General features: G+C 52.6%; 21 protein-coding genes. 9 read left to right on the forward strand and 12 right to left on the reverse strand.

The annotated features are described in order from the left end of the window. Nucleotides 1–87: 87 nt before the first annotated feature. Nucleotides 88–1,683 (forward strand): peptide chain release factor 3, encoded by a 1,596-nt coding sequence (locus ACFPMF_RS19975; RefSeq protein WP_379848502.1) that lies wholly within the window; start codon nucleotides 88–90, stop codon nucleotides 1,681–1,683. Nucleotides 1,684–1,700: 17 nt separating this feature from the next. Further along, nucleotides 1,701–2,942: a peptidase T gene (pepT, locus tag ACFPMF_RS19980; protein ID WP_379848503.1), complete on the forward strand. Its 1,242-nt coding sequence runs from the start codon at nucleotides 1,701–1,703 to the stop codon at nucleotides 2,940–2,942. Nucleotides 2,943–3,037: 95 nt separating this feature from the next. Here the strand turns inward: pepT and ACFPMF_RS19985 are convergent, their stop codons facing one another. From ACFPMF_RS19985 to ACFPMF_RS20025, 9 genes are all read right to left on the reverse strand, one after another. Then, a complete protein-coding gene (locus tag ACFPMF_RS19985) occupies nucleotides 3,038–3,832 on the reverse strand; it encodes an SDR family NAD(P)-dependent oxidoreductase (protein ID WP_379848504.1) in 795 nt (264 codons plus the stop codon). Between the two features lie 13 nt (nucleotides 3,833–3,845). After that, entirely contained in the window at nucleotides 3,846–5,531 is a 1,686-nt protein-coding gene (locus ACFPMF_RS19990) for a D-alanine--D-alanine ligase family protein (RefSeq protein WP_379848505.1), read from the reverse strand. A gap of 194 nt (nucleotides 5,532–5,725) precedes the next feature. Further along, nucleotides 5,726–5,992: a NifU family protein gene (locus ACFPMF_RS19995; protein ID WP_379848506.1), complete on the reverse strand. Its 267-nt coding sequence runs from the start codon at nucleotides 5,990–5,992 to the stop codon at nucleotides 5,726–5,728. A gap of 82 nt (nucleotides 5,993–6,074) precedes the next feature. Then, nucleotides 6,075–7,184, reverse strand: coding sequence for an Mrp/NBP35 family ATP-binding protein (locus ACFPMF_RS20000; protein ID WP_379848507.1), 1,110 nt, complete (start codon nucleotides 7,182–7,184; stop codon nucleotides 6,075–6,077). A gap of 30 nt (nucleotides 7,185–7,214) precedes the next feature. Further along, a complete protein-coding gene (locus ACFPMF_RS20005; protein WP_379848508.1) occupies nucleotides 7,215–8,228 on the reverse strand; it encodes a GSCFA domain-containing protein in 1,014 nt (337 codons plus the stop codon). A gap of 82 nt (nucleotides 8,229–8,310) precedes the next feature. Next, complete coding sequence (gene rplI / locus ACFPMF_RS20010) at nucleotides 8,311–8,751, reverse strand: 50S ribosomal protein L9 (RefSeq protein WP_379848509.1); 441 nt, start codon at nucleotides 8,749–8,751, stop codon at nucleotides 8,311–8,313. A 111-nt stretch (nucleotides 8,752–8,862) separates the two neighbouring features. Beyond that, nucleotides 8,863–9,114 (reverse strand): 30S ribosomal protein S18, encoded by a 252-nt coding sequence (gene rpsR / locus ACFPMF_RS20015; RefSeq protein WP_038117645.1) that lies wholly within the window; start codon nucleotides 9,112–9,114, stop codon nucleotides 8,863–8,865. A 2-nt stretch (nucleotides 9,115–9,116) separates the two neighbouring features. Next, nucleotides 9,117–9,497: a 30S ribosomal protein S6 gene (gene rpsF, locus ACFPMF_RS20020; protein ID WP_379848510.1), complete on the reverse strand. Its 381-nt coding sequence runs from the start codon at nucleotides 9,495–9,497 to the stop codon at nucleotides 9,117–9,119. Between the two features lie 132 nt (nucleotides 9,498–9,629). Then, entirely contained in the window at nucleotides 9,630–10,574 is a 945-nt protein-coding gene (locus ACFPMF_RS20025) for a hypothetical protein (RefSeq protein WP_379848511.1), read from the reverse strand. A 151-nt stretch (nucleotides 10,575–10,725) separates the two neighbouring features. Between ACFPMF_RS20025 and ACFPMF_RS20030 the strand changes: the two genes are divergently transcribed. From ACFPMF_RS20030 to ACFPMF_RS20055, 6 genes are all read left to right on the forward strand, one after another. Beyond that, nucleotides 10,726–11,388, forward strand: coding sequence for a YggS family pyridoxal phosphate-dependent enzyme (locus tag ACFPMF_RS20030; protein ID WP_379848512.1), 663 nt, complete (start codon nucleotides 10,726–10,728; stop codon nucleotides 11,386–11,388). Between the two features lie 13 nt (nucleotides 11,389–11,401). After that, complete coding sequence (locus ACFPMF_RS20035) at nucleotides 11,402–11,788, forward strand: DUF423 domain-containing protein (protein WP_379848513.1); 387 nt, start codon at nucleotides 11,402–11,404, stop codon at nucleotides 11,786–11,788. 6 nt (nucleotides 11,789–11,794) lie between these two features. Further along, on the forward strand, nucleotides 11,795–12,199 hold the full coding sequence (locus ACFPMF_RS20040; RefSeq protein ID WP_379848514.1) for a hypothetical protein: 405 nt from the start codon (nucleotides 11,795–11,797) through the stop codon (nucleotides 12,197–12,199). Nucleotides 12,200–12,208: 9 nt separating this feature from the next. After that, nucleotides 12,209–12,850, forward strand: coding sequence for a hypothetical protein (locus tag ACFPMF_RS20045; RefSeq protein WP_379848515.1), 642 nt, complete (start codon nucleotides 12,209–12,211; stop codon nucleotides 12,848–12,850). A 94-nt stretch (nucleotides 12,851–12,944) separates the two neighbouring features. Continuing rightward, nucleotides 12,945–14,297 carry an ethanolamine permease gene (eat, locus tag ACFPMF_RS20050; RefSeq protein ID WP_379848516.1) on the forward strand — a complete coding sequence of 451 codons (1,353 nt, stop codon included), beginning with the start codon at nucleotides 12,945–12,947 and terminating at the stop codon, nucleotides 14,295–14,297. A gap of 374 nt (nucleotides 14,298–14,671) precedes the next feature. Next, entirely contained in the window at nucleotides 14,672–16,090 is a 1,419-nt protein-coding gene (locus ACFPMF_RS20055) for a hypothetical protein (protein ID WP_379848517.1), read from the forward strand. A gap of 81 nt (nucleotides 16,091–16,171) precedes the next feature. Here ACFPMF_RS20055 and ACFPMF_RS20060 read toward each other — a convergent pair whose 3' ends face one another. After that, nucleotides 16,172–16,945 carry an NIPSNAP family protein gene (locus tag ACFPMF_RS20060; protein WP_379848518.1) on the reverse strand — a complete coding sequence of 258 codons (774 nt, stop codon included), beginning with the start codon at nucleotides 16,943–16,945 and terminating at the stop codon, nucleotides 16,172–16,174. 142 nt (nucleotides 16,946–17,087) lie between these two features. Here ACFPMF_RS20060 and ACFPMF_RS20065 point away from each other — a divergent pair, with 142 nt between their 5' ends. Then, nucleotides 17,088–18,050 carry an alpha-E domain-containing protein gene (locus ACFPMF_RS20065; protein WP_379848519.1) on the forward strand — a complete coding sequence of 321 codons (963 nt, stop codon included), beginning with the start codon at nucleotides 17,088–17,090 and terminating at the stop codon, nucleotides 18,048–18,050. 77 nt (nucleotides 18,051–18,127) lie between these two features. Here ACFPMF_RS20065 and ACFPMF_RS20070 read toward each other — a convergent pair whose 3' ends face one another. Both ACFPMF_RS20070 and glgB read right to left on the reverse strand, forming a co-directional pair. After that, nucleotides 18,128–18,895 carry a hypothetical protein gene (locus tag ACFPMF_RS20070; protein WP_379848520.1) on the reverse strand — a complete coding sequence of 256 codons (768 nt, stop codon included), beginning with the start codon at nucleotides 18,893–18,895 and terminating at the stop codon, nucleotides 18,128–18,130. Between the two features lie 248 nt (nucleotides 18,896–19,143). Further along, nucleotides 19,144–21,138 carry a 1,4-alpha-glucan branching protein GlgB gene (glgB, locus tag ACFPMF_RS20075; RefSeq protein WP_379848521.1) on the reverse strand — a complete coding sequence of 665 codons (1,995 nt, stop codon included), beginning with the start codon at nucleotides 21,136–21,138 and terminating at the stop codon, nucleotides 19,144–19,146. Nucleotides 21,139–21,279: the final 141 nt, after the last annotated feature.

The raw sequence follows: 21,279 nt of genomic DNA on the forward strand, positions 1-21,279 counted from the left end.
ACAACCCGCCCCTGAAAATTTCGTATCTTTGTATTTCCATCAAAAACGAAGAAAAAACCGCCCGAAACCGGGTCGGTCATCGCCATAATGAGTACGCTACAGGAAATCAGCCGTCGCCGGACGTTCGCCATCATCAGCCACCCGGATGCCGGGAAAACGACACTGACTGAAAAATTGCTGCTTTTCGGGGGGGCCATCCAAACCGCCGGGGCCGTCAAGTCCAACAAAATCAAGAAGTCGGCCACGTCGGACTTCATGGAAATTGAAAAACAACGCGGTATTTCAGTCGCCACCTCGGTGATGACGTTTGAATACCGGGATCTCAAAATCAACATCCTCGATACGCCGGGTCACAAAGATTTTGCGGAAGATACCTACCGAACGCTCACCGCCGTCGACAGCGTTATTCTGGTCATCGACTGTGTGAAGGGTGTGGAGGAACAAACCGAGCGGCTGATGGAGGTGTGCCGGATGCGCGATACGCCGGTGATTATCTTTATCAACAAACTCGACCGCGAGGGCCAGAATCCGTTCGACCTGCTCGACGAGCTGGAAACCAAGCTCAACATCCGCGTTCGCCCGCTGACCTGGCCCGTCAACATGGGTTCAGACTTCAAGGGCGTTTACAGCCTCTACGACAAAACCATGAACTTCTTCCGCGTCAACAAAACGAAGGTGGAAGACGATATTCTGGAAATCGACATCAACACGCCGGTGCTGGATCAGAAAGTGGGCGAACGCGATGCCGAACAACTCCGCGAAGATGCCGAACTGATCGAAGGCGTTTACGACCCCTTCGATCGGAAGACGTACCTGGAAGGGAAAGTTGCCCCGGTTTTCTTCGGGTCGGCTGTCAACAACTTCGGGGTGAAGGAGTTGCTCGACACGTTCTGTGACATTTCGCCCGAACCCATCGCCCGCGCCACCGACAAACGCATTGTGCAGCCGGATGAACCGAAATTTACCGGTTTTATCTTTAAAATCCACGCCAACCTCGACCCGCGTCACCGCGACCGGATTGCGTTCCTGCGTATTTGTTCGGGAACCTTCGAACGGGGCAAATTTTACCACCACACCCGGCTCGACAAGGATGTGCGGTTTTCAAGCCCGTTCAGCTTCATGGCCGACAGCAAAAGCATCGTGGATGAAGGGTTTCCGGGCGATGTGGTAGGCTTGTACGATACCGGCTCCTTCAAGATTGGGGATACCCTCACCGAAGGTGAAGAGTTGCAGTACACCGGTATCCCGAGCTTTTCGCCCGAGATTTTCAAGGAGTTGATCAATGCCGACCCCATGAAATCCAAGCAGTTGGAGAAAGGCATTCAGCAGTTGACCGACGAGGGGGTAGCGCAATTGTTTACGATGACTAGCGGCAACCGGAAAATTGTCGGAACGGTCGGTGAACTGCAATTCGATGTCATCCAATACCGGCTCGAACACGAATACGGTGCTAAATGCCGCTGGGTTTCGATGCCGGTTTCCAAAGCCTGCTGGCTCACGGCGGACGATAAAAAGAAACTCGACGAATTCATTCGCCTGAAAGGACTGGCCATTGCCTACGACAAAGACGGCAACCCGGTTTTCCTGGCCGAGTCCGACTGGATTCTGCGAATGAATATGCAGAACAACCCCGACATCAAGTTTCATTTCACGTCCGAATTCAAGACGGCAGTGGAAGCTTAACGCCCCGTTAGTTACCTATGAAAACGACTTCCGTTACCGAACGGTTTCTGCGGTACGTTCAGATTGACACGCAGTCTGACCCGCGTTCCACCACGAATCCATCGACCGAAAAACAGAAAAACCTGGGTCGGCTGCTAGTCGAAGAATTGCACGAAATGGGCATTCCCGACGCGGAGCTGGATGATTTCGGGTATGTCTACGCCACGATTCCGGCCAATACCGACAAGCCCAACGTACCGGTTTTATGCCTGTGTGCCCATATGGATACTTCACCCGATGTAACGGGCGAAGGCGTCAAACCGCTCATTCACCACGGCTGGGACGGTTCCGACATTGTCCTGCCCGACGATCCGACACAGATCATTCGCCGGGCCGACCATCCCGACCTGAACGACCAGATTGGCAACGACATCATCACCGCCAGCGGCACGACGCTCCTCGGTGCCGATAACAAAGCAGGTGTGGCCGAAATCATGGCGGCTGCGGAGTTGATCCTCAACGAACCGGTGATCAAACATGGCACCATCCGGCTGCTGTTCACGCCCGACGAAGAGGTTGGGCGCGGAACGGAAAAAGTAGATCTGGAAAAGCTGAGCGCTGATTTTGGCTATACGATCGACGGAGAAATGCGAGGCACGCTGGAGGATGAAACGTTTTCCGCCGATGCGGTAAAAATCACGATTCAGGGCGTCAGCACGCATCCCGGTTTTGCGAAAGGCAAGCTGGAAAACGCCCTGAAAATTGCCGCTGATTTGCTGGCCACTCTCCCCAAGGATTCCCTCTCGCCCGAAACAACGGAAGGGCATGAAGGTTTTATTCACCCGGGGCACCTGGAAGGCAATCAGGATCAGGCGCTCATTGACTTTATTATCCGCGACTTTAGCGTCAGCGGGTTGCACGAAAAGGAACAATACCTTCAGCAGCAACTGAACACGGTTTTGGCGTCGTATCCCAATTCCAGCGCCACCTTCGTAGTAAAAGAGCAATACCGGAACATGAAAGAAGTGCTCGACCAGCATCCGGCGGTGGTCGAAAATGCACTCGAAGCCATACGCCGAAGCGAGCTGACACCCGAACGCCGGAGCATTCGGGGCGGTACCGACGGTTCGCGCTTATCATTCATGGGACTCCCCTGCCCCAATATTTTCGCGGGCGAACACGCGTTTCACTCCCGGCTGGAATGGGTTTCCGTTCAGGACATGGAAAAAGCCGTGGAAGTGATCGTGAATCTCTGCCAGGTTTGGGAAGAAAGAGCGTAAAAACCGGTTTTCGGTTTACGGTTTTCAGTATTGTGTGGCGACTTCCTGTCCTTCGGCGGAGCCACCGTAAACTGAAAACCGTAAACCGACTCCGCTCAGACAATGGTCTTGGTCACGCCCCCATCGACCCGAACAGCCGCGCCGTTGGTAGCCGATGCCAGCGGGCTGGCCAGGTAAGCCACCAGATTGGCTACTTCCTGCGTGGTCGCAAACCGTTTGATGATGGACGTTGGCCGGGCATTTTTGAAGAAATCCTTTTCCATTTCTTCCACCGAAACCTGGTTCATGGTGGCCAGGTTTCCGATAAAATCGCCAACGCCTTCGGAGAACGTCGGGCCGGGCAAAACCGTATTGACCGTCACCTCCGTCCCGGTTGTCAGTTCGGCCAACCCACGTGAAATCGCCAATTGGGCGGTTTTGGTGGTCCCGTAATGAATCATTTCCGTCGGAATTTGCAGGGCCGATTCGCTGGAAATAAAGATGATACGGCCCCAGCCTTTGGCCAACATTTTCGGGAAATAGTGGCGGGAAAGCCGGACTCCACTCATGACGTTCACGTCAAAAAACCGGAACCAGTCTTCGTCGGGAATGTCCGTAAAAGCCTTGGGTTCAAAAATGCCGACATTATTAATCAGAATATCGACTTCCGGCAAGGCGGCCAGCAGGGCGTCAATTTGTTCGACTTTGCTGAAATCAGCGGCAATGCCCCGAAACCGGGTACCGGGCAATTCGTCCGACAACTGCTGAACCAGTGCTTCGACCCTCGCTCTGTTCCGGCCGTTAAGAATGACTTCGGCGCCTTCCTGCGCCAGTGTTCGGGCAATAGCCAGCCCGATGCCGGCGGTTGAGCCGGTCACCAGGGCGGTTTTTCCGCGCAATTGTAAATCCATGGGTCTGTTGTTTTTACGAAAACCGTTCCGTGATAGCCCGGGCCCGTTCGCGGGTTTCCAGAATCAACGGATGCACCGGCTGCGCAAGCGCTTCCTGCGCTTCGGCAACGGTGTCTTTGAACAACAAATTAATGGGCAATTCGTGCCGTTCCTGGGCGGTTTTTAACAACACAACGGGTCTCGTCTGTCCCTGGGCGGCCTGGGAACCATACCAGGCTTTCGCTTCCTGCCAGGCGGCTTCGGGCGCATCACCGGCCACATCGACGACAAACTCCTCCGTTGGTAAATGCAGATTCCGCCGATCCGCCAGGCGCGTGTCCAGATCGGCCAGCTGTTGCCGCAGGCGGACCATATCTTTACCGGTCCGAATCCGCTCGCGGAGCGACTGACGAATAAAATACGTGATCGCCTGCGTGACGTTCAACCCGATTTCAGCCATCTGCTTGAAAATAAGCGACGTGGGTGACATGCCCGGAATGGTATTCGGGTCGTGCAGCAAAACCCGCCCCGGTTCGTCGGGTTGGTCTGGCGTTAAAAAACCGTCGATGCGCGCGCAGACATTCATGCCCAGTTTGGTAAATACCTCCCGGACATTTTCCTGAATCTCGCGGTTGTGTTCAAGCGAAGTACCCACCGGAATCCGCTTCCGGGTTGTATTGGATTGGTATTTGGATTTAAAATCGAAACTCGTCACGTTGTAGATTTCGGTCGGGGGCAAGGCCACAGCCGTTCCGTCATCATCTTGAATAACCCCGCAGGAAAACTCCTGGCCGCTGATGAATTCCTCGAACAACACATCGTCTTCGGAATTAACCGAAGCAATACCCAGCGATTCGTAACCGGACGCGGCCCAGGCATTCGCTTTTTCGAGCAGGTCGTTCGGGTGGTAAATCGTTTCCCCGGTTTCTTCGACGACCACCGGGTAGCCAATGCCGGAATCCAGTTCGGTAATGTCCTGAACAAAGCCCGTCTTTTCTTCTTCGGAAAACAGCTTCCAGTGGTTCAGATCGATCTCCTGCCGAAAAAAGCACTGGTTAACGGCCTGCGTAAATTTAGTCAGGTCATTCTCCCGCACAATGACGACTCCGATCGACGATCCCTGATGCGGAGCTTTCACTACAATGGGCAAACCCAGCCGGTTTTGCAGGGATTCAAAAAAAACCGCCTTATCAGCCTGATCCCAGGCTGGTCGGCTAACCGATGCGGTTTTCTTCTGCTGACCGTTGACGAGCGCGATCAGTTCATTTTGCAGGATCTTATTGATGCCAACCGCCGACCCCATCAAACCCGGGCCGGTATACGGTATTTTATACCATTCCAGCAGGCCCTGAATGCCACCATCTTCGCAGTCGGGGCCATGCATCGCCAGAAACACGAGATCAAAATACTGGCGAAATTCCTGCGGCTGAATCCGTTGACCAATGGCCCTGATTTGCCCTTCCAGTTCGTCGGAGGATCGATTCGCTAACGATTCAATATACACGTTAAAGCGGCTATCGGTTTGGTGCGGATAAAAGGCCCGGATCGAGCGCTGGCTCAGCAATTCTTCCCGAATCAGGATAAAATTACCCAGCCCGTCCACAAACACCATCACGGGTTGAAACAAGGCTTTGTCAATATGCGTCAGGGCCGTCCGACCACCGGCAAAGGAAACTTCCCGCTCACGCGACGGGCCACCGAAGAAGATACCAATTTTCATGATTCATACCCACAGACGTTAGTCCGTGAGCGGATTATAGTGCGAAAAGTAGACAAAATCACCAACCGATTCCCGTAAAATCACGGACGTTAGTTCGTGGCTCCAGGGGATGCAAAATAACAAAAAAGCCGCTCTTCCCACGGGAAAGCGGCTAAACTCTGCAAAAGTCTTTGTTTCGCTAATGCACCAATCTATTAAAACGCCGGTGTCAGATTCGTTGCTTCCACCCGCAAAATCTCCGGGACGGCTTTCAAAATGGCTTCTTCCAGACCGGCTTTGAAGGTCATTGCCGACATGGGACACGAACCACACGCCCCGACCAGCTCCAGCCGGGCTACTCTGTCGCTCGTCACCTCCAGCACTTTCACGTTCCCCCCGTCTGCTTCCAGATAAGGACGAATGCTGTTCAGGGCTGTTTCGACGCGATCCACTAAAAATTCGTTATCTGTTGCAGTTCCCATTCGAAATGTAGTATAAAAAAAGGTGGTCTGATGACTGAGGGTAAAAATACGTTTTTTCCTGCTTTAATCCAATCGATTGGCCTTATTGCCGCACAATTTCAACGGGCCGGGTTTTCTCCAGTGTGGCATTCCGAACCGAAATCTGCTGCGCCAGGGCTTCGGCCGCCGACCGGAAGGCCCCCGATGTCACCGGATCATTTTCGGTCACCACCGGTTTTCCTTCGTCCCCCGCTTCCCGAATGTTCTGCACCAGCGGAATCTGTCCTAACAACGGCACATCATACTTGTCGGCCAGTTGTTGCCCTCCGCCTTTTCCAAAAATATAGTATTTCGAATCGGGCAATTCGGCGGGGGTAAAATACGCCATATTTTCAATGACGCCCAGGACCGGAACGTTAATCTGTGGCTGCCGGAACATGGCCAGCCCTTTCGTGGCATCGGCCAGCGCCACTTTCTGGGGCGTTGTAACAATGACCGCTCCCGTTACGGGTACGGTTTGCACCAGCGTCAGGTGAATATCGCTGGTTCCCGGCGGCAGGTCGATCAGCAGATAATCCAGTTCTTCCCAGTTCGTATCGGCAAAAAACTGACGCAGAGCCTGGCTCGCCATCGGTCCCCGCCAAACGATCGCATTGTCGCGGGGCGTCAGAAAACCAATCGACATCAGTTTAATACCAAACTGACGAATCGGCTGCAGCATGTTCTTACCCTGCACCTGAATGACGCCGGGTTGCAGTTCTTCCGCTCCGAACATCAACGGAATCGACGGCCCGAAAATATCGGCGTCAATAATGCCGACCTTGGCCCCGGACTTGTACAGCGCCACCGCCAGATTGGCCGTTACGGTCGATTTGCCAACCCCGCCTTTCCCGGACGAAATGGCAATGATGTTTTTAACGCCCGGCAAAACCGGGGCATTAAACCGGGTCGAACTGACATCGGCCGTGAGGTTGACATGCACGTCGATATCCGGCCCAATGTAAGTATGAATGGCATCGACACAGCGCTTGCGAATGAGTTCTTTCAGCGGGCAGGCCGGAGTGGTTAAAACCACCGTAAACCGGACCTGGTCGATTCCCAGTTCAATATCTTTCACCATATTAAGTGACACCAGATCACGTTTCAAATCGGGTTCTTCCACGTGGCTGAGAGCCCCTAATACGGTTTCTTTCGTAAGTTTATAAGTTGACATACGTACGCGTTCTGATGGGTAAACAGCGAATCAGGCGGCCTGGTTCGCACTGGTATCAATCGTTTGGAAGGATCGCAGACGACGCTCTACTTCATTCTTTTCGTTGGTAACATCGATCGTCCCCGAAAACACTTCCAGTTGTTTCAGTAAATTTTCCAGAAACCGCCGGTGCGACTCCGTTCCTTCGTGAGAAGGCCGGTGGGCCAGCGCCTTCCGAAGTTGCTGCCAGTCGGTGATCAGCCGGCGAAGTTCGTCATCAAACGCGCTTCCGGCAAATTTTTCAAAAATATAGGTTTCGGCGATGGCGTTCGGATGAATCAGATCGGCTTCGTAAAACCGGTAATCCCGCAAATCATCCATCATGATCTCATAGGCCGGGAAATAATGGACGGACTCATTCCAGACCGTCAATTCGTGGCAGGCCGTCCGCAGCATCGACTTACTGGCCTGATTCAGCGGCAGCGAATCTTTGGTATGCCGAACCGGGCTGACCGTCAGCAGAATCTGCAAAGCCGGATTAGCCCGTTTCAGGGTTTTCACCAGACCGGCCAGCGTTCCCTGCACGTGTTCGTAGGCATAGAGGTATTTTTCAAACAGAAAACCGGGCATTTTCTGGCAATTTGCCACCACGTTGCCGGTTTCCAGATGCCGGTAAACAACGGCGGTGCCCAGTGTCAGAACGAGCCAGTTGGCGGTTTTCAGCCCCTGACCCGTTTGCTTCAGCTGATCGCTCAGGCGGTGGTGTAATTCTTCACGACTGCGTCCCCAAAACGAGGAATGAAAATCGTAATGAAACCACAAGCCGTCGCGCTCGACAAACAAGTCCGGGTCCGGCTCGGCCGCTTCCAGGGCCAATTGCACGAGTTTTGCGACGGAAACCGGGTTGAACACGGTTCCAAACGGGTTCGTCAGCACATCGAGCTTGTTGTCGGTTAATTGACGGCCCAGCACATCGGCAAAGCACGATCCGATGGTCACGATCCGGTCGTTGGAACGGATCAAAACCGGGAGATTTTCCGGGGTCAGTTCAGTACGAAAGTCCATACAGCCATAACAAAAAAGCGGCCCGAAAAACTCCGGACCGCTTCAATTTATTTTTGACACCAAATTCCTGGTTATCAATAGATTACTCGCCTACGACATCAAACTTAACCGCTTGTTTAACATCCTTGTGCAGGTTGATAACGGCATTGTAGCTGCCCAGTACTTTCACGTCGTCGATCGTGATTTTTTTCCGGTCGATATCGAAGCCTTTTTCTTTCAGGGCGTCGGCTACCTGGGTGTTGGTCACCCGTCCGAAAATCTTACCACTTTCGCCCGCTTTCGCCGGAATCGTCAGCGACAGCTGGCCCAGGGCTTCCGCCGTGGCCAGGGCATCGTTCTTGATTTTTTCGGCTTTGTGGGCAGCCTGCCGAATGTTTTCGGCGACTACTTTTTTATTTGTTTCCGTTGCCATCACCGCAAACCCTTGCGGAATCAGGTAATTGCGGCCGTAGCCAGGTTTTACGTCAACCGTATCGTTCTTAAAACCTAGTCCGGCAATGTCGGTTTTCAGTATGATTTGCATAAGTATGAATGAGTTGTCAGTTCTCAGTGTACGGTTTTCGGCGCACGGTTTACGGTTGCTCCACGGGGTGGAAAACCGTAAACTGTAAACCGAGGACCATAAACCCTAAACTTATTTCAGAGAATCGCCTACATAAGGTAACAAGGCCAGATGGCGGGCACGCTTAACGGCCTGACCCACTTTACGCTGGTATTTCAGGCTCGTTCCGGTAATCCGCCGGGGCAGGATTTTACCTTGTTCGTTCAACAATTTCAGTAAGAAATTGGGGTCCTTGTAGTCGATGTATTTGATACCGGACTTTTTGAAACGGCAATATTTCTTGCGGTTTTCGTTTTTGCTAACGGGTTCGTTCTGCAGACTCATGATTATTTAGCCTCCTCTCCTGCTTTTTCGGTTTGTTTGTTTTTACCCAGTTGTCCTTTCCGACGACGTTCGTTGTATGCCAGGGCATGCTTGTCGAGAACGGTAGTCAGGTAGCGAATAATACGCTCATCCCGGCGGTATTCAATGTCCAGGGCTTCCGGAACTTTCGTCTCTGCCGAGAATTCAAACAGGAAATAATAACCCGTGTTTTTGTGCTGGATCGGGTAGGCGAGTTTCCGCAGACCCATACTCTCTTCGTTTACAATTTCCGCGCCGTTGTCGGTTAACACTTTGCGGAACTTGTCGACAGTGTCCTTTATCTGAGTTTCAGATAAAACGGGAGTCAAAATGAACACCGTCTCATAGTTCTTTGTGAACTGCATGACAATTGTGTTAAATGGATAATGATTTCAAAATGAGGACGCAAAGGTAAGCATAAAGGCGGAAACGAGAAAGGGATAAAAGGAATTTTTGTTTGCCTTCCCTTTACCCCTCTCCGGCTTGAGTTCGTTCCCTTATTTTATCGTAAAATCCCCCTGTCCGATCTTAAACCCTTCCGAGAACAGTTCGATCTGGTGGGTTCCTTCTTTAAAGGGAATGTTTCCCCGGCCGTAAATAAACACGACCTGCTGGCCCGAGTTGTCGTATTGGATGGTTTGCTTAGCCGTATAGACCATTTCCTGCCCATTGACAATAAACTGGCCGGAACCGGTGGCATTGTCGGCAATGACCGAACCGCTCGGATCCAGAATCCGAAGGTAGATTTCCTTCTCGTTCTGCTGGGCGATGGGATTGGTCGCCAGCCGAAACGCAATTTTTATTTTCTCGATTCGCCGGCTCCGGTATTCGCCCCCGTCACTTTCCTTGCCCCGTCGGTTAATGGCGTTCACCACCAGATTCTCCGCTTTCAGGGCCGAACCGAGGGTCACTTTTTCGGCCAGTTCCCGGTTTTGCTCCGAATACCGACTGACCGTATCCGTCAAGGCCTGTCGCTCATTTTTCAGACTGGTATTTTCTTCCGTCAGCGTCTGGTTCTGGGACGTCAGAATGCTGTTCTCTTCTTTCAGTTGCCCAATTTCCTTGTCCTTTTCGTTCAGCAGCGCCAGGTATTCCTTAATTTTAGCGTCGTATTTCCGGACATCAAAAGCCGCCACGTTGCGGAGATTCCGCTTGTCGGCTTCCAGCTGTTCCTTCACTTTCAGCAACGAGTCGACCTGACCACCCAACGACTGGATCTCCGAAATTTTAGCATCCAGCTGGGTCGAAATCGAGTCCAGCCGGGCTTTGGTAATCAGCATTTCCTGCGTTTTGTCAATGAGTGTCGATTGCTGATTTTTATTGGTTTGTCGTTCCTGGTAATAAAAATAAAGCAGAAGCAGATTCAGGGCAGCCAGAATCCCTAAGGCAACTAGTAGGTAATTTTTACGGTTATTACGTCGGTCCTGGTTATAAGACTCCATGGATAGTACTGGTGGTGTTATGGAATGTAAAGTAAGACTTTCCTCTACGGAATTCAATAGACTCGGGTATTATTTTCAAACTTGGCAGGATCGTTTCCGCAAAACCGGGATTCAGCGCCGATGCCTTATCTTTGCCCCAAAATAAGGTTAAATGACAATTGCCACCAACATCCGAACCATCGAAAGCCAGCTTCCGGACCGCACCAAACTCATTGCCGTAACCAAAACCAAGCCCGTCGCGCTCTTGCAGGAGGCTTATGACGCCGGTTGCCGGCGGTTTGGCGAGAACAAGGTTCAGGAAATGGTTGAAAAACAGCCGCAGCTACCGTCCGACATCGAATGGCACCTGATTGGTCACCTGCAAACCAACAAAGTAAAGTACATTGCGCCGTTTGTCGGTCTGATTCATTCCGTAGATAGCCTGAAGCTCCTGCAGGAAATCAATAAACAGGCCAGTCGTCATCAACGCGTGATTGACTGCCTGCTCCAGATTCACATTGCGGAGGAAGAAACCAAGTTTGGCTTCGACGAAACGCAGGCTCACAGCTTACTGAACAGCCCCGAACTGGAGTCGCTCACCAGCGTTCGGGTGGTGGGGCTGATGGGCATGGCGACCAATACCGACGATGAAACCCAAATCCGGCAGGAGTTTCGCCGGCTCAAACAACTTTACGACCAACTGAGCGGCCTGCAACGCCCGAATGTCCGGTTTCGGGAACTGTCGATGGGGATGAGCAGCGATTATTTGATCGCAATTGAGGAAGGAAGCACGATGGTACGGGTTGGAAGTGCGATATTTGGAACACGAAACTGAAAAACCGCTGATCATGCATAAACTTTTTATCCAGTCCGGGGCTATTCTGGGTTTTCTGGGGGTGGCCCTCGGGGCGTTCGGAGCGCACGCTCTCCGGGCGATGCTTGAGGTGTCCAAACGAATGGATACCTTCGAAACCGCCGTTCGGTATCAGTTTTACCACGCCCTGGCGCTAGTCGCCCTTGGCATTCTGCTGCAGCTCCCGGCAACGTCGGCGGCTTCGGCAAAATTTTACGGCTGGGCAGGCTACGCGTACCTGTTCGGCGTTATTATTTTTAGTGGATCGCTCTACACCATTTGCTTTACGGGTATCACCAAATTCGGAGCCGTTGCGCCCATCGGAGGATTGCTCATGCTGGCGGGATGGGCATTGCTGCTGATCGGCGTTCTGAAAAGTTAAGGGTTTATGAAAAAGCAAAAAAGTCTGGTTGGCTTGACGGTTTTGTTCGCCGGCTGGCTGGCTCTTTCGGCGCTGGCCCCGTCGGTTCCGGCCACCCGATCGACGAACGGAACCGTCGGCGACTCCCTGCAACACGATCCGGCAACGGGTCTGGTCGTCGATGACCGGCTGACGCTGGTGGTGGCGCAGTGTACGGCCTGCCATTCGAGCAAGCTGATTTTACAAAACCGCTTTACGAGAGACGGCTGGAAAGAGAAAATCCGGTGGATGCAGCGCACCCAGAAACTCTGGGATCTGGGCGAATCGGAGCCGGTTGTACTGGATTACCTGGTCAAATACTACGGGCCGGAACAGAAGACATTCGACGGCCGGCGAAAACCGCTCCCGGCGATCCAGTGGTATAAACTATAGGCTCAAACCATGCAGACAAACGCTTATCACTATCTTTTCGGGCAGGAGACCTTATACCGGACCGACGAGCCCGCCCCCCTCGTGCCGAAACGCGATCAACCGGTCGACGCCGTCGCGGTGCGGCCCGAACTGATTAGTGATCAAGGCGTTGCCGACGTTCTTTCCGAACCAACAGAACCCCAGGCGCCGGTCGCTCTGCCCGAACCGGAACCGGTTCCCCTGGTTACTGCCCAGCCTAAAGCGGTTCCCCAACCGGTTTCCATTTCGGAAACACCAGCCCCAAAACCGGCTGCGGAGAAGCCCAAAGTCCTGCTCCTGATCGACGAAGAACTAACGCCGAGCGAACTGATTTTTCTCGAAAACATTCTGAAAGCGATTCACCTGAACCTCAACGAAATTGATATGCTCAACCTGGCAGGTTCGGGGCTGGTCGATTTTCATTCGGTGCTGGAAAACAAACGGCTCCACCATTTCATCTCCTTCGGCGTTCCGTTCAAAACGATTCACCTCAATATCCAGATGGACCGGTATCAACCCGTCCGGATTTTTGGCATTACGTTCCTCCTCGCCGATTCGCTGGCCGCTATCGAAGCTGACCAGAAATTAAAGCGGAAACTTTGGGCCGTTCTGAAACAAGTATTTTTGGATTAGTACCAGAAATGGCTTTTATTTAGACAACAATCCCGAATTTGCTTCTTACGGGCCTAATTCTTGTACTTTTCCGTTTTCTTTTTAACTTAATCAGATGGTCGAATCGTCATCGGGATCTACCCCGGTCCACTCCACCGAATCCACAACCCAACCCGGTTTGCGGAAGGTTATCAACACTGCCCAATTATGGTCCATTGCCGTCGGCATGGTTATTTCGGGCGAATATTTTGGCTGGAATTACGGCTGGGCCGTCGCCGGCACAATCGGTTTTCTGGTGGCCACCCTGCTGGTGACGGTCATGTACCTGGCCTTCATTTTTAGTTATACCGAACTCACCACTTCCATTCCCGACGCAGGGGGCCCGTTTAGTTACGCCAAACGCGCCTTTGGTTCCACGGCCGCCTTCATTGCCGGTTTTGCCACCCTGGTCGATTTTCTGATGTCCCCCCCGGCCATTGCGGCTGCGCTCGGGGCGTATGCCAATTTTCTGAATCCAGATTTACCCGTACTGGCCGTGGCCGTTGGCACGTACGTGGTGTTCATTACCATCAATATCCTGGGAATCAAGGAGTCGGCCAACTTTTCCATGATCGTAACCGCCCTGGCCGTCGTCGAGTTACTGATCTATATGGCGCTGGTTGCACCCGCCTACGAAACCAAAAATGTGGTGGCCCATAACGAATCATTCGGCATGGGGGGTGTCTTTGCGGCCTTACCGTTTGCCATCTGGTTTTATTTAGCCATCGAAGGAGTGGCCATGGTGGCCGAGGAAGTAAAAAATCCGAAGAAAACCATCCCACGCGGGTATCTGCTGGGCATTGGAACCCTGGTTGCGCTGGCGCTCGGTACCATGCTGCTCACGGCAGGTGCGGGCGACTGGCGGCTGCTCAGTGAAATTGATTACCCGCTTCCTGAAACCTTGGCGATGGTGCTGGGCCGAACCAATCCCTGGTCGAAAATCTTCGCCAGTCTGGGCCTTTTCGGACTCATTGCGTCATTTCACTCCCTCACCCTTGGCTACTCCCGTCAGGTTTTTGCCCTCGCCCGCAGCGGTTATCTGCCCGGTTTTCTGGCGCAGGTCAACCGGCGGTTTCAAACCCCCCACTGGGCCCTGATCGGGGGCGGTATTGTCGGCCTGATTGCTTTGCTTTCCGGCACCACCGGCGATATCATCATTCTGTCGGCCCTCGGTGCGGTGATCATGTACATCAGCAGCATGATCAGTTTGTTTCAGCTTCGAAAAAAAGAACCCCATCTGGAACGCCCCTTTATGGCTCCTTTTTACCCGTATACTCCGGCCGTCGCGCTGGTTTTATCGATCGTCTGCCTCATCGCTATCATTTATTACAACCCCATGCTGAGCCTGATTTTCGCCGGCCTGCTGGTCGTTTCGCTAATTCTGTTCCGACTCATTGGTGTGCGGAAAAATGCCGACGAGATCAGCTAAAAGGTGTAAGCCACGAGCAAAAGACGAAGAATTCCGGTCTGCCGCTCGTGGCTTTCCTGGCATCGCGCTACGCTTCGCAATCGAACCTTTCATAAAAATGACTTGTTAAACAATAATATACTGGCTTGACCGGTTTTTACACAGGAATCCAGGCCCGAAGGCACTCCAAAAACGACAAGCCAACGGTTCGGGCGTGAAAATCACATAAAAAGAGCGGGATCCAAAAACACAAACACGAGGGGATGAGGTTAATCTACAAATCATGAGTACCCAAGCGGTTTTTATCGCCCTAATTCCACCTCGCCCGCAGCCTGTCGGAACCCTATCCGAGGGCCTTCATTGGCGAGTTTTCAGTCAATGAAACTGAACAAACTATGAATGACCAACAGCCAGGCAACAGCCAGGATTTTCAGCATGGCTACACCAGTGGCGTCGAAGGTACCGACCGCCAGACGTACGAAGGATATTTGTCCAGCCAGGTCAGTGATGAATGGTTGCAGGAACGAGTCCAAAGTAAACGCGACGAAATCCGGCAGATTGATCAGGAGGTAGCCGATACGACGGCCCAACGCCGGTCGGCCTACGATCGGTTGCAGGAGCACGTCATGCAGACAACACTGGCCGGCAAGGAAACCGAACGGCTGGAGGCCGAGATCAAAGCGGTGGAAACCGAACGCGACCAATTGAAGGAGCGTCGGCAAAAAACAACCTCCGACTACTCACTGTTTGCCGGATTTATTTTTGTAGCCGCCGGGATTGCCTTTGTGGCGGGAGACCTCATCATTTCGCACGAAATTGTAGCCTACGCCCTTAACATCCGGAATAATACCGAAGCCTGGATGTTCGCCGTCGGCCTGGCGATGGTGTCGATTCTGCTCAAACCGGCCTACGACCGGCTGGTGGAAGAACCGTATATGTCGGATTCATCGCCCGAGGCCGCCAAACGGTACGGCTGGTTCAAAATGGGGCTGGCAACACTGTCCATTATCACGCTCGTGATTCTGGGCTGGTTCCGCTACGATGCCTACCGGACCGACAAGCTAAAAGAAGCCATCAACAAAAGCATCAAGAATATTCAATTGAACGCAACACCCCTCGACCCGGCCAATCCGAATCCGGTGGCCGATCAGCGGGTTTTGCAAAAGATTGAGCAGCAACTTCAGCAGTCCGACGAGTTGAACCTTCAGTTGGTCAACAGTCCGTGGGCGCTGCTGTCGTTCGTCCTGAGTGGGGTCTTGTTTGCCTTGGCGGGGGCGGTTTGTCTGGGCATTGGCCTGCCGGTTTTGCAGAAGTTCTGGTTCCGGTGGTTGCAGGCCGATCCGCGTTTGTGGCGGCTTCGTCGTCGGCGTACGAAACTGGAAAAGCAATACGCAGCGGCTCAACAGGACATGGCAAAGCACCTGACGCAGAAGAACATCATGGACCACGAGCTGGCCATCCTGCCGTCGATCGATGCATTGCGTCAACGCAAACAGCAGCTTACCAACGAGATTGATCAACTGATTGAAGACCGCAAACTGGCCCGCACCGACAGCCGGATTGCCTCCTTCAACGATGGGTACGAGAAAGGTCTGGCGGCCCGACAGGCCATGACCGAAGAAGAATACAACCAGTTCCGGAACGGCTTTTTCTCCGTTTCCAACCTGGCGTCAAAGGCCCGTTCCTCGGGCGATCAGGATCGGATTCCTACCGATAAAAAATACGCCAATCAACGCCCCGTCAACGGCTTGCGCCCTTCCGTCCGCCGAACCCAAACCGAAGGACTGGATCAGGAGCGGGATGAGGACCTGTAACGAAATAGGGCGTAACCAAAAAGGAGGAAAGTAGCGGGCGATGAATCCCTCTCTTTCCTCCTTTTTATTGCTGTTTTTCCACTATTGAATCGGTGAATAATCTGTCGGTTTCATATACACCGACTCAACCTTATTGGTCAGCGAACCGTTTTTCTCCGAGTCGGCTTTCGCTTTGACCCATTTCGGATCATTCCGGAATTCATCAAAATGCTTCTTCCCTTCGGCTTCGCTCGGGTGAGCCAGAATATAGACCAGCTTCGACTGGCCGGTTTCGTCGGGCTGCGTGGTCAGCCAGTAGCCGATATGCGTCATGCCGTGTTTGGTAAACAGCTTGATGGTGTGATTTTTAAACCGGGCAATCAAATCATTCAGTTTGCCGGGAGCCGGCGAATAGGTACGCAGTTCGAAGACCCGACCCGGTTTTTTCGATGGTTTGATGGCGGGTGAAATCTCCGCTTCCGTCATGAAAATCTGATCGACTTTGGCGACGATTTTGCCGTTGGCTTCGGTTTTAGCGACCACTTCTTTCCACTCTGGATCACTGCCGAAAGCCTTCCAGGAAGCATCCCGGGCTTCGCGGCTTGGGTACGACAAAATATAAATAATCCGCTCCGGTGATCCGTCGATCGGCAACCAGTAGCCGACGTTGGTCATGCCGTGTTTTTCAAAAATCCGGCAGGTATACTTCCGAAACCGGTCGATAATCGCTTCGTAATTGCCCGGTGTCGGGTAATAGATCCGGACTTCATACAGCCGGCTCGGATCGGCGGCCGGTTCCGGTTTGGGCGCTGGCCCAGCTACTGCTAAACTCATTACGGTTACAAGAAGGCTAAAGGTCAACAGAAAATTTTTCATACGAACGCGGTGATTAGTGGAAATACAAAAATAGGAATTGATCCACGAGAATAAATTGATTAAGAATAATTTCGAAAAAGGCTATTTTGCCAGGTAAAAAATTATATTTACAACTACACAACCTGTATTAAATTTTGGATTTATGCTTAGTCGCGTTGCAAATTCTATTTATTGGATGAACCGCTACATCGAACGGGCCGATAACTATTCCCGTTTTATGAGTGTCAATTTTAACCTGGCGCTGGATTTACCCCCTAACGTCGATGAACAGTGGGAACCGCTTCTGATTGCTACCGCTGATAACTACCTGTTTTACAATTATTACCAGGAACCAACGCGCGAAAATGTCATTAATTTCATGACCTTCGACAAGCGCAATCCCAACTCCATTGTAAGCTGTCTGAACAACGCCCGCGAAAATGCCCGGACGATCCGGGAGAGCATCTCGAAAGAAATGTGGGAGAACATCAATGAGCTTTACCTGCGGGTGCGGGATTCGACTACCAAGGGGCAATCAAACCTCAATCGGTTGCAGGATTTTTTGAATGATGTCAAGAATGGCTGTCAGCATTATTACGGCGTGATTGATTGCACCATAACCCGCAACGAAGCCTGGCATTTCGGCCGGGTGGGCCGGTTTCTGGAACGGGCCGACAAAACGTCCCGGTTTCTGGATGTGAAGTACTTTACACTCCTGCCCGACGCCGACGCCGTCGGCTCGACGCTCGATCTCATGATCTGGACGGCGGTTTTGAAGTCGGTCAGTGCGTACAACATGTACCGGCAGCAGTACAAAATGATCAGCTCGTCCACCATTGTGGAATTCCTGATTCTGGACAAGTTTTTCCCGCGTTCGGTAGCCCATTGCATCCGGCAGGCCGAGTTGTCGTTATACGAAATTTCGGGCAATCCGATAACCAGCGGTTTTAAGAACGAAGCCGAAAAATCCCTGAGCAAACTCCGGTCCGAAATCGAATTTACCGAAACGTCCGAGCTCTTTAAAACCGGCTTGCACCAGTACCTTGATAAGTTTCAAATCCGAAACAATGAAGCCGCGAAAGCCGTCTACGAAACCTATTTCAGCCTGAAAACGGTGGAGGCTTAAGGCTGTATCACCCTTAAAACAGATGCGGCAATCTATTGATAGTCAATAGATTGCCGCATCTGTTTTAATTTATTTCTTTATTTAAAGAACGGGAACGAAAGCCCTACATAAACCATACTGGCGCGGTTTCGAAACCGCTGGTTTTCCGTCACGATGTTCTCGTTACTGGCATGCATTTCGGTGGTTATCCACTGGTAGCTGACCCGCACGCCCAATCGTCGCATCACCAGCAGCCGGACATACACTTCGGTGGCTAAAGCCCCTTGATCATTATCCCCCAGCAAGCGGGTGTTGATTCGCTTGGGTTGCGCATACTGCGTGGGATGGTCGCTAAAACTGAGTTTCACTTCTTTGCCCGCCGTATCGGCCCCCATGAACATACCCGTCGACGAATGATAGATTCCCCGACGGTTTTTTCCGAAACCAAACCCAATTACATCGGCGCTCGCCCCCAGTTCTACCGGTCCCAGGCGAATCTGGGCCCGAACGCCCAGGTTGGCCGAAGTCGCCGAAACCCGGCTAAAACGCATGGTATCCAGATTGTCTTCTACCAACGGAGCCGAAAGCGCAGCAAAACCGGTTTTTTCGCGGGTTAAGCGGGCTGGTGCCGTAATATAGTCCAGATTCTTGGCATAAAAAGCACCTACCCGCACGGTCCATCCAATGGAAAAAGTCTGGTTGGCATCCAGGTTCAGCAGTTCGTAATACGTAAACGAAGGAACCAGGTAATCTTTTTTAAATCCGGCTCCGATATCGATGCCACTACTAAGACGTTTGGAGGTGGGAGTTTGAGAATACGCGACAGCAGAGAAGAGGACAAAAACCAGCGTTATTATTTTTCTCATATGGGTGAACTTACTTTGTAAGGCAAAGTTAATCGGATAAACGGAAAAGGCACTATTCTCTCCGGGATTGACAGGATCATTTTTTACTTATCCACTATTCGGGCCGAACGATGCTCCGGCGGTTTTTGGCTTCGGCACTTGCCGTTGCTACCGTTTCAGCAGGGAGGCTATGCCACCGCCGGGGCTCTCTTGCAACGAATGAATGCCGTACAGAGTTGCCCATTTGCCCATCCCGACATAGCCTTCGGCTAGGGCTTATTCTGATACTTCAGCACCACGGCTCCCAATGGCGGAATGGCCAGCGTAATTGAGTTCGGTCGTCCGTGCCAGACGTCCGGGGTAGACACCAGGGGGGCGGGATTCCGCAAACCGCTGCCGTAGAAATCCTGGTGGTCGCTGTTGAAGACTTCTACCCAGGTGCCCGCCACCGGAACGCCTACCCGGTAATCCGTACGGGGCATGGGCGTCATGTTGAGCACAACCACCATTTGCTCCTTCGTCCGGGTGCCTTTCCGGGCATACACCAGAATGCTGTTTTCGCGGTCCATCGTATCGATCCACTCGAAGCCCTCAGCCACAAAGCTTTGTTCGTACAGGGCAGGTTCGCTGCGGTATAGGTGATTCAAGGCCTTGACGCATTCTTTCATGCCCTGATGCGGAGCATATTCCAGCAAATGCCAGTCGAGACTTCCGGCAAATTTCCACTCCGAGGTTTGCCCAAACTCCCCGCCCATGAACAGTAATTTGGTACCCGGATGGGTAAACATGTAGGTAAACAACAGCCGCAAATTCGCAAAACGCTGCCATTCGTCGCCGGGCATTTTACTCACGAGCGACTTTTTGCCATACACGACTTCATCGTGCGAAAACGGCAGCATGAAATTCTCGGAAAAGGCGTATACCGTACTGAACGTCACTTCGTCCTGGTGCCACCGCCGGTAATAGGCGTCGCGCTGGAAATACCGCAGTGTGTCGTTCATCCAGCCCATCATCCACTTCATTCCGAAACCCAGGCCGCCCGTGTAGGTGGGTCTGGTAACGCCCGGAAATGCCGTCGATTCTTCCGCAATGGTCTGGGCTTCCGGGTAATCTTTATAAACCGCTTCGTTGAGTTCCTTGAACAACGAAATGGCTTCCAGGTTTTCCCGCCCGCCGAAGATGTTCGGTTCCCATTCGCCGTGGTTTCGCGAATAATCCAGGTACAGCATGGACGCAACGGCGTCGACCCGCAATCCATCGGCATGGAAACGATCCAGCCAGAATAGCGCGTTGCTCAGCAAAAACGACCGGACTTCGTTGCGGCCGTAGTTGAAAATATAGCTTTTCCAGTCGGGATGATAGCCTTTGCGCGGATCGGGGTGTTCGTACAGGTGCGAACCGTCGAATTCATACAACCCGTGGGCATCGCCGGGAAAGTGCGACGGCACCCAGTCCAGATACACCCCGATGTTTTCCTGGTGCAGCCGCTCGATCAGCGTCATGAAATCCTGCGGAGTGCCAAACCGGCTGCTCGGCGCAAAATAACCGGTAATCTGATACCCCCACGAGGGATCATACGGAAACTCCATGACGGGCATAAACTCAACATGCGTAAAGCCCATCTCTTTCAGGTACGGCACCAGCGCGTCGGCCACTTCGCCATACGACAGCTTGCGCTCGGGGTCAGCCGGGTCACGACGCCACGAACTCAGGTGAATTTCGTAGACGGAAATCGGCTTGTTGAGCGCGTTGAATTTACCCCGGTTTCGCATCCAGTAGTCATCCTTCCATTCATACCAGGTGTCCCAGACCACCGAAGCCGTTAGCGGGGGAGTTTCCCACCAGAGCGCAAACGGGTCCCCTTTTTCAAGTTCCCGGCCGCTCTCGTGCGTGATGGCGTATTTATACACTTCGCCCCGGCCGATGTGCGGAATAAAGCCCTCCCAGATGCCCGAACCATCCCAGCGAACGTGCAGCGGGTGGCTTCCCTTTTGCCAGCCGTTAAAGTTCCCGATTACGGATACATACCGGGCTGCAGGCGCCCAGACGGCAAAATACGTTCCAACAACGCCCTTCCATTCCACTACATGGGCCCCCAGCTTTTCGTACAAACGGGTATGTTTTCCGGCCCGAAACAGGTAAATATCAAATTCGGTCAGCCGACTGTACACCTCCGGTTCGGTCGAAGGCGTTAGCTGCGCGTCCCGTTCGGTTTCCGGTTTTGTTTCAGGAGTTGCGGGTGTTTTAGTCGTACGTTTCGCCATAGAAAAGCCACATCATTTAGCGCTTGAAAGATAGATATTTTTTGACGGATGAATCAAATGAATCCAGCCGGTTTTATTCGTTCGGAAACGGCAAACCGATCAGCCGGACGGGGTCAAGCCAATGATCCGGTTGCGGTTGTT

Origin of the sequence: Larkinella bovis (assembly GCF_042655385.1) — a bacterium.
Lineage (GTDB): Bacteria > Bacteroidota > Bacteroidia > Cytophagales > Spirosomataceae > Larkinella > Larkinella bovis.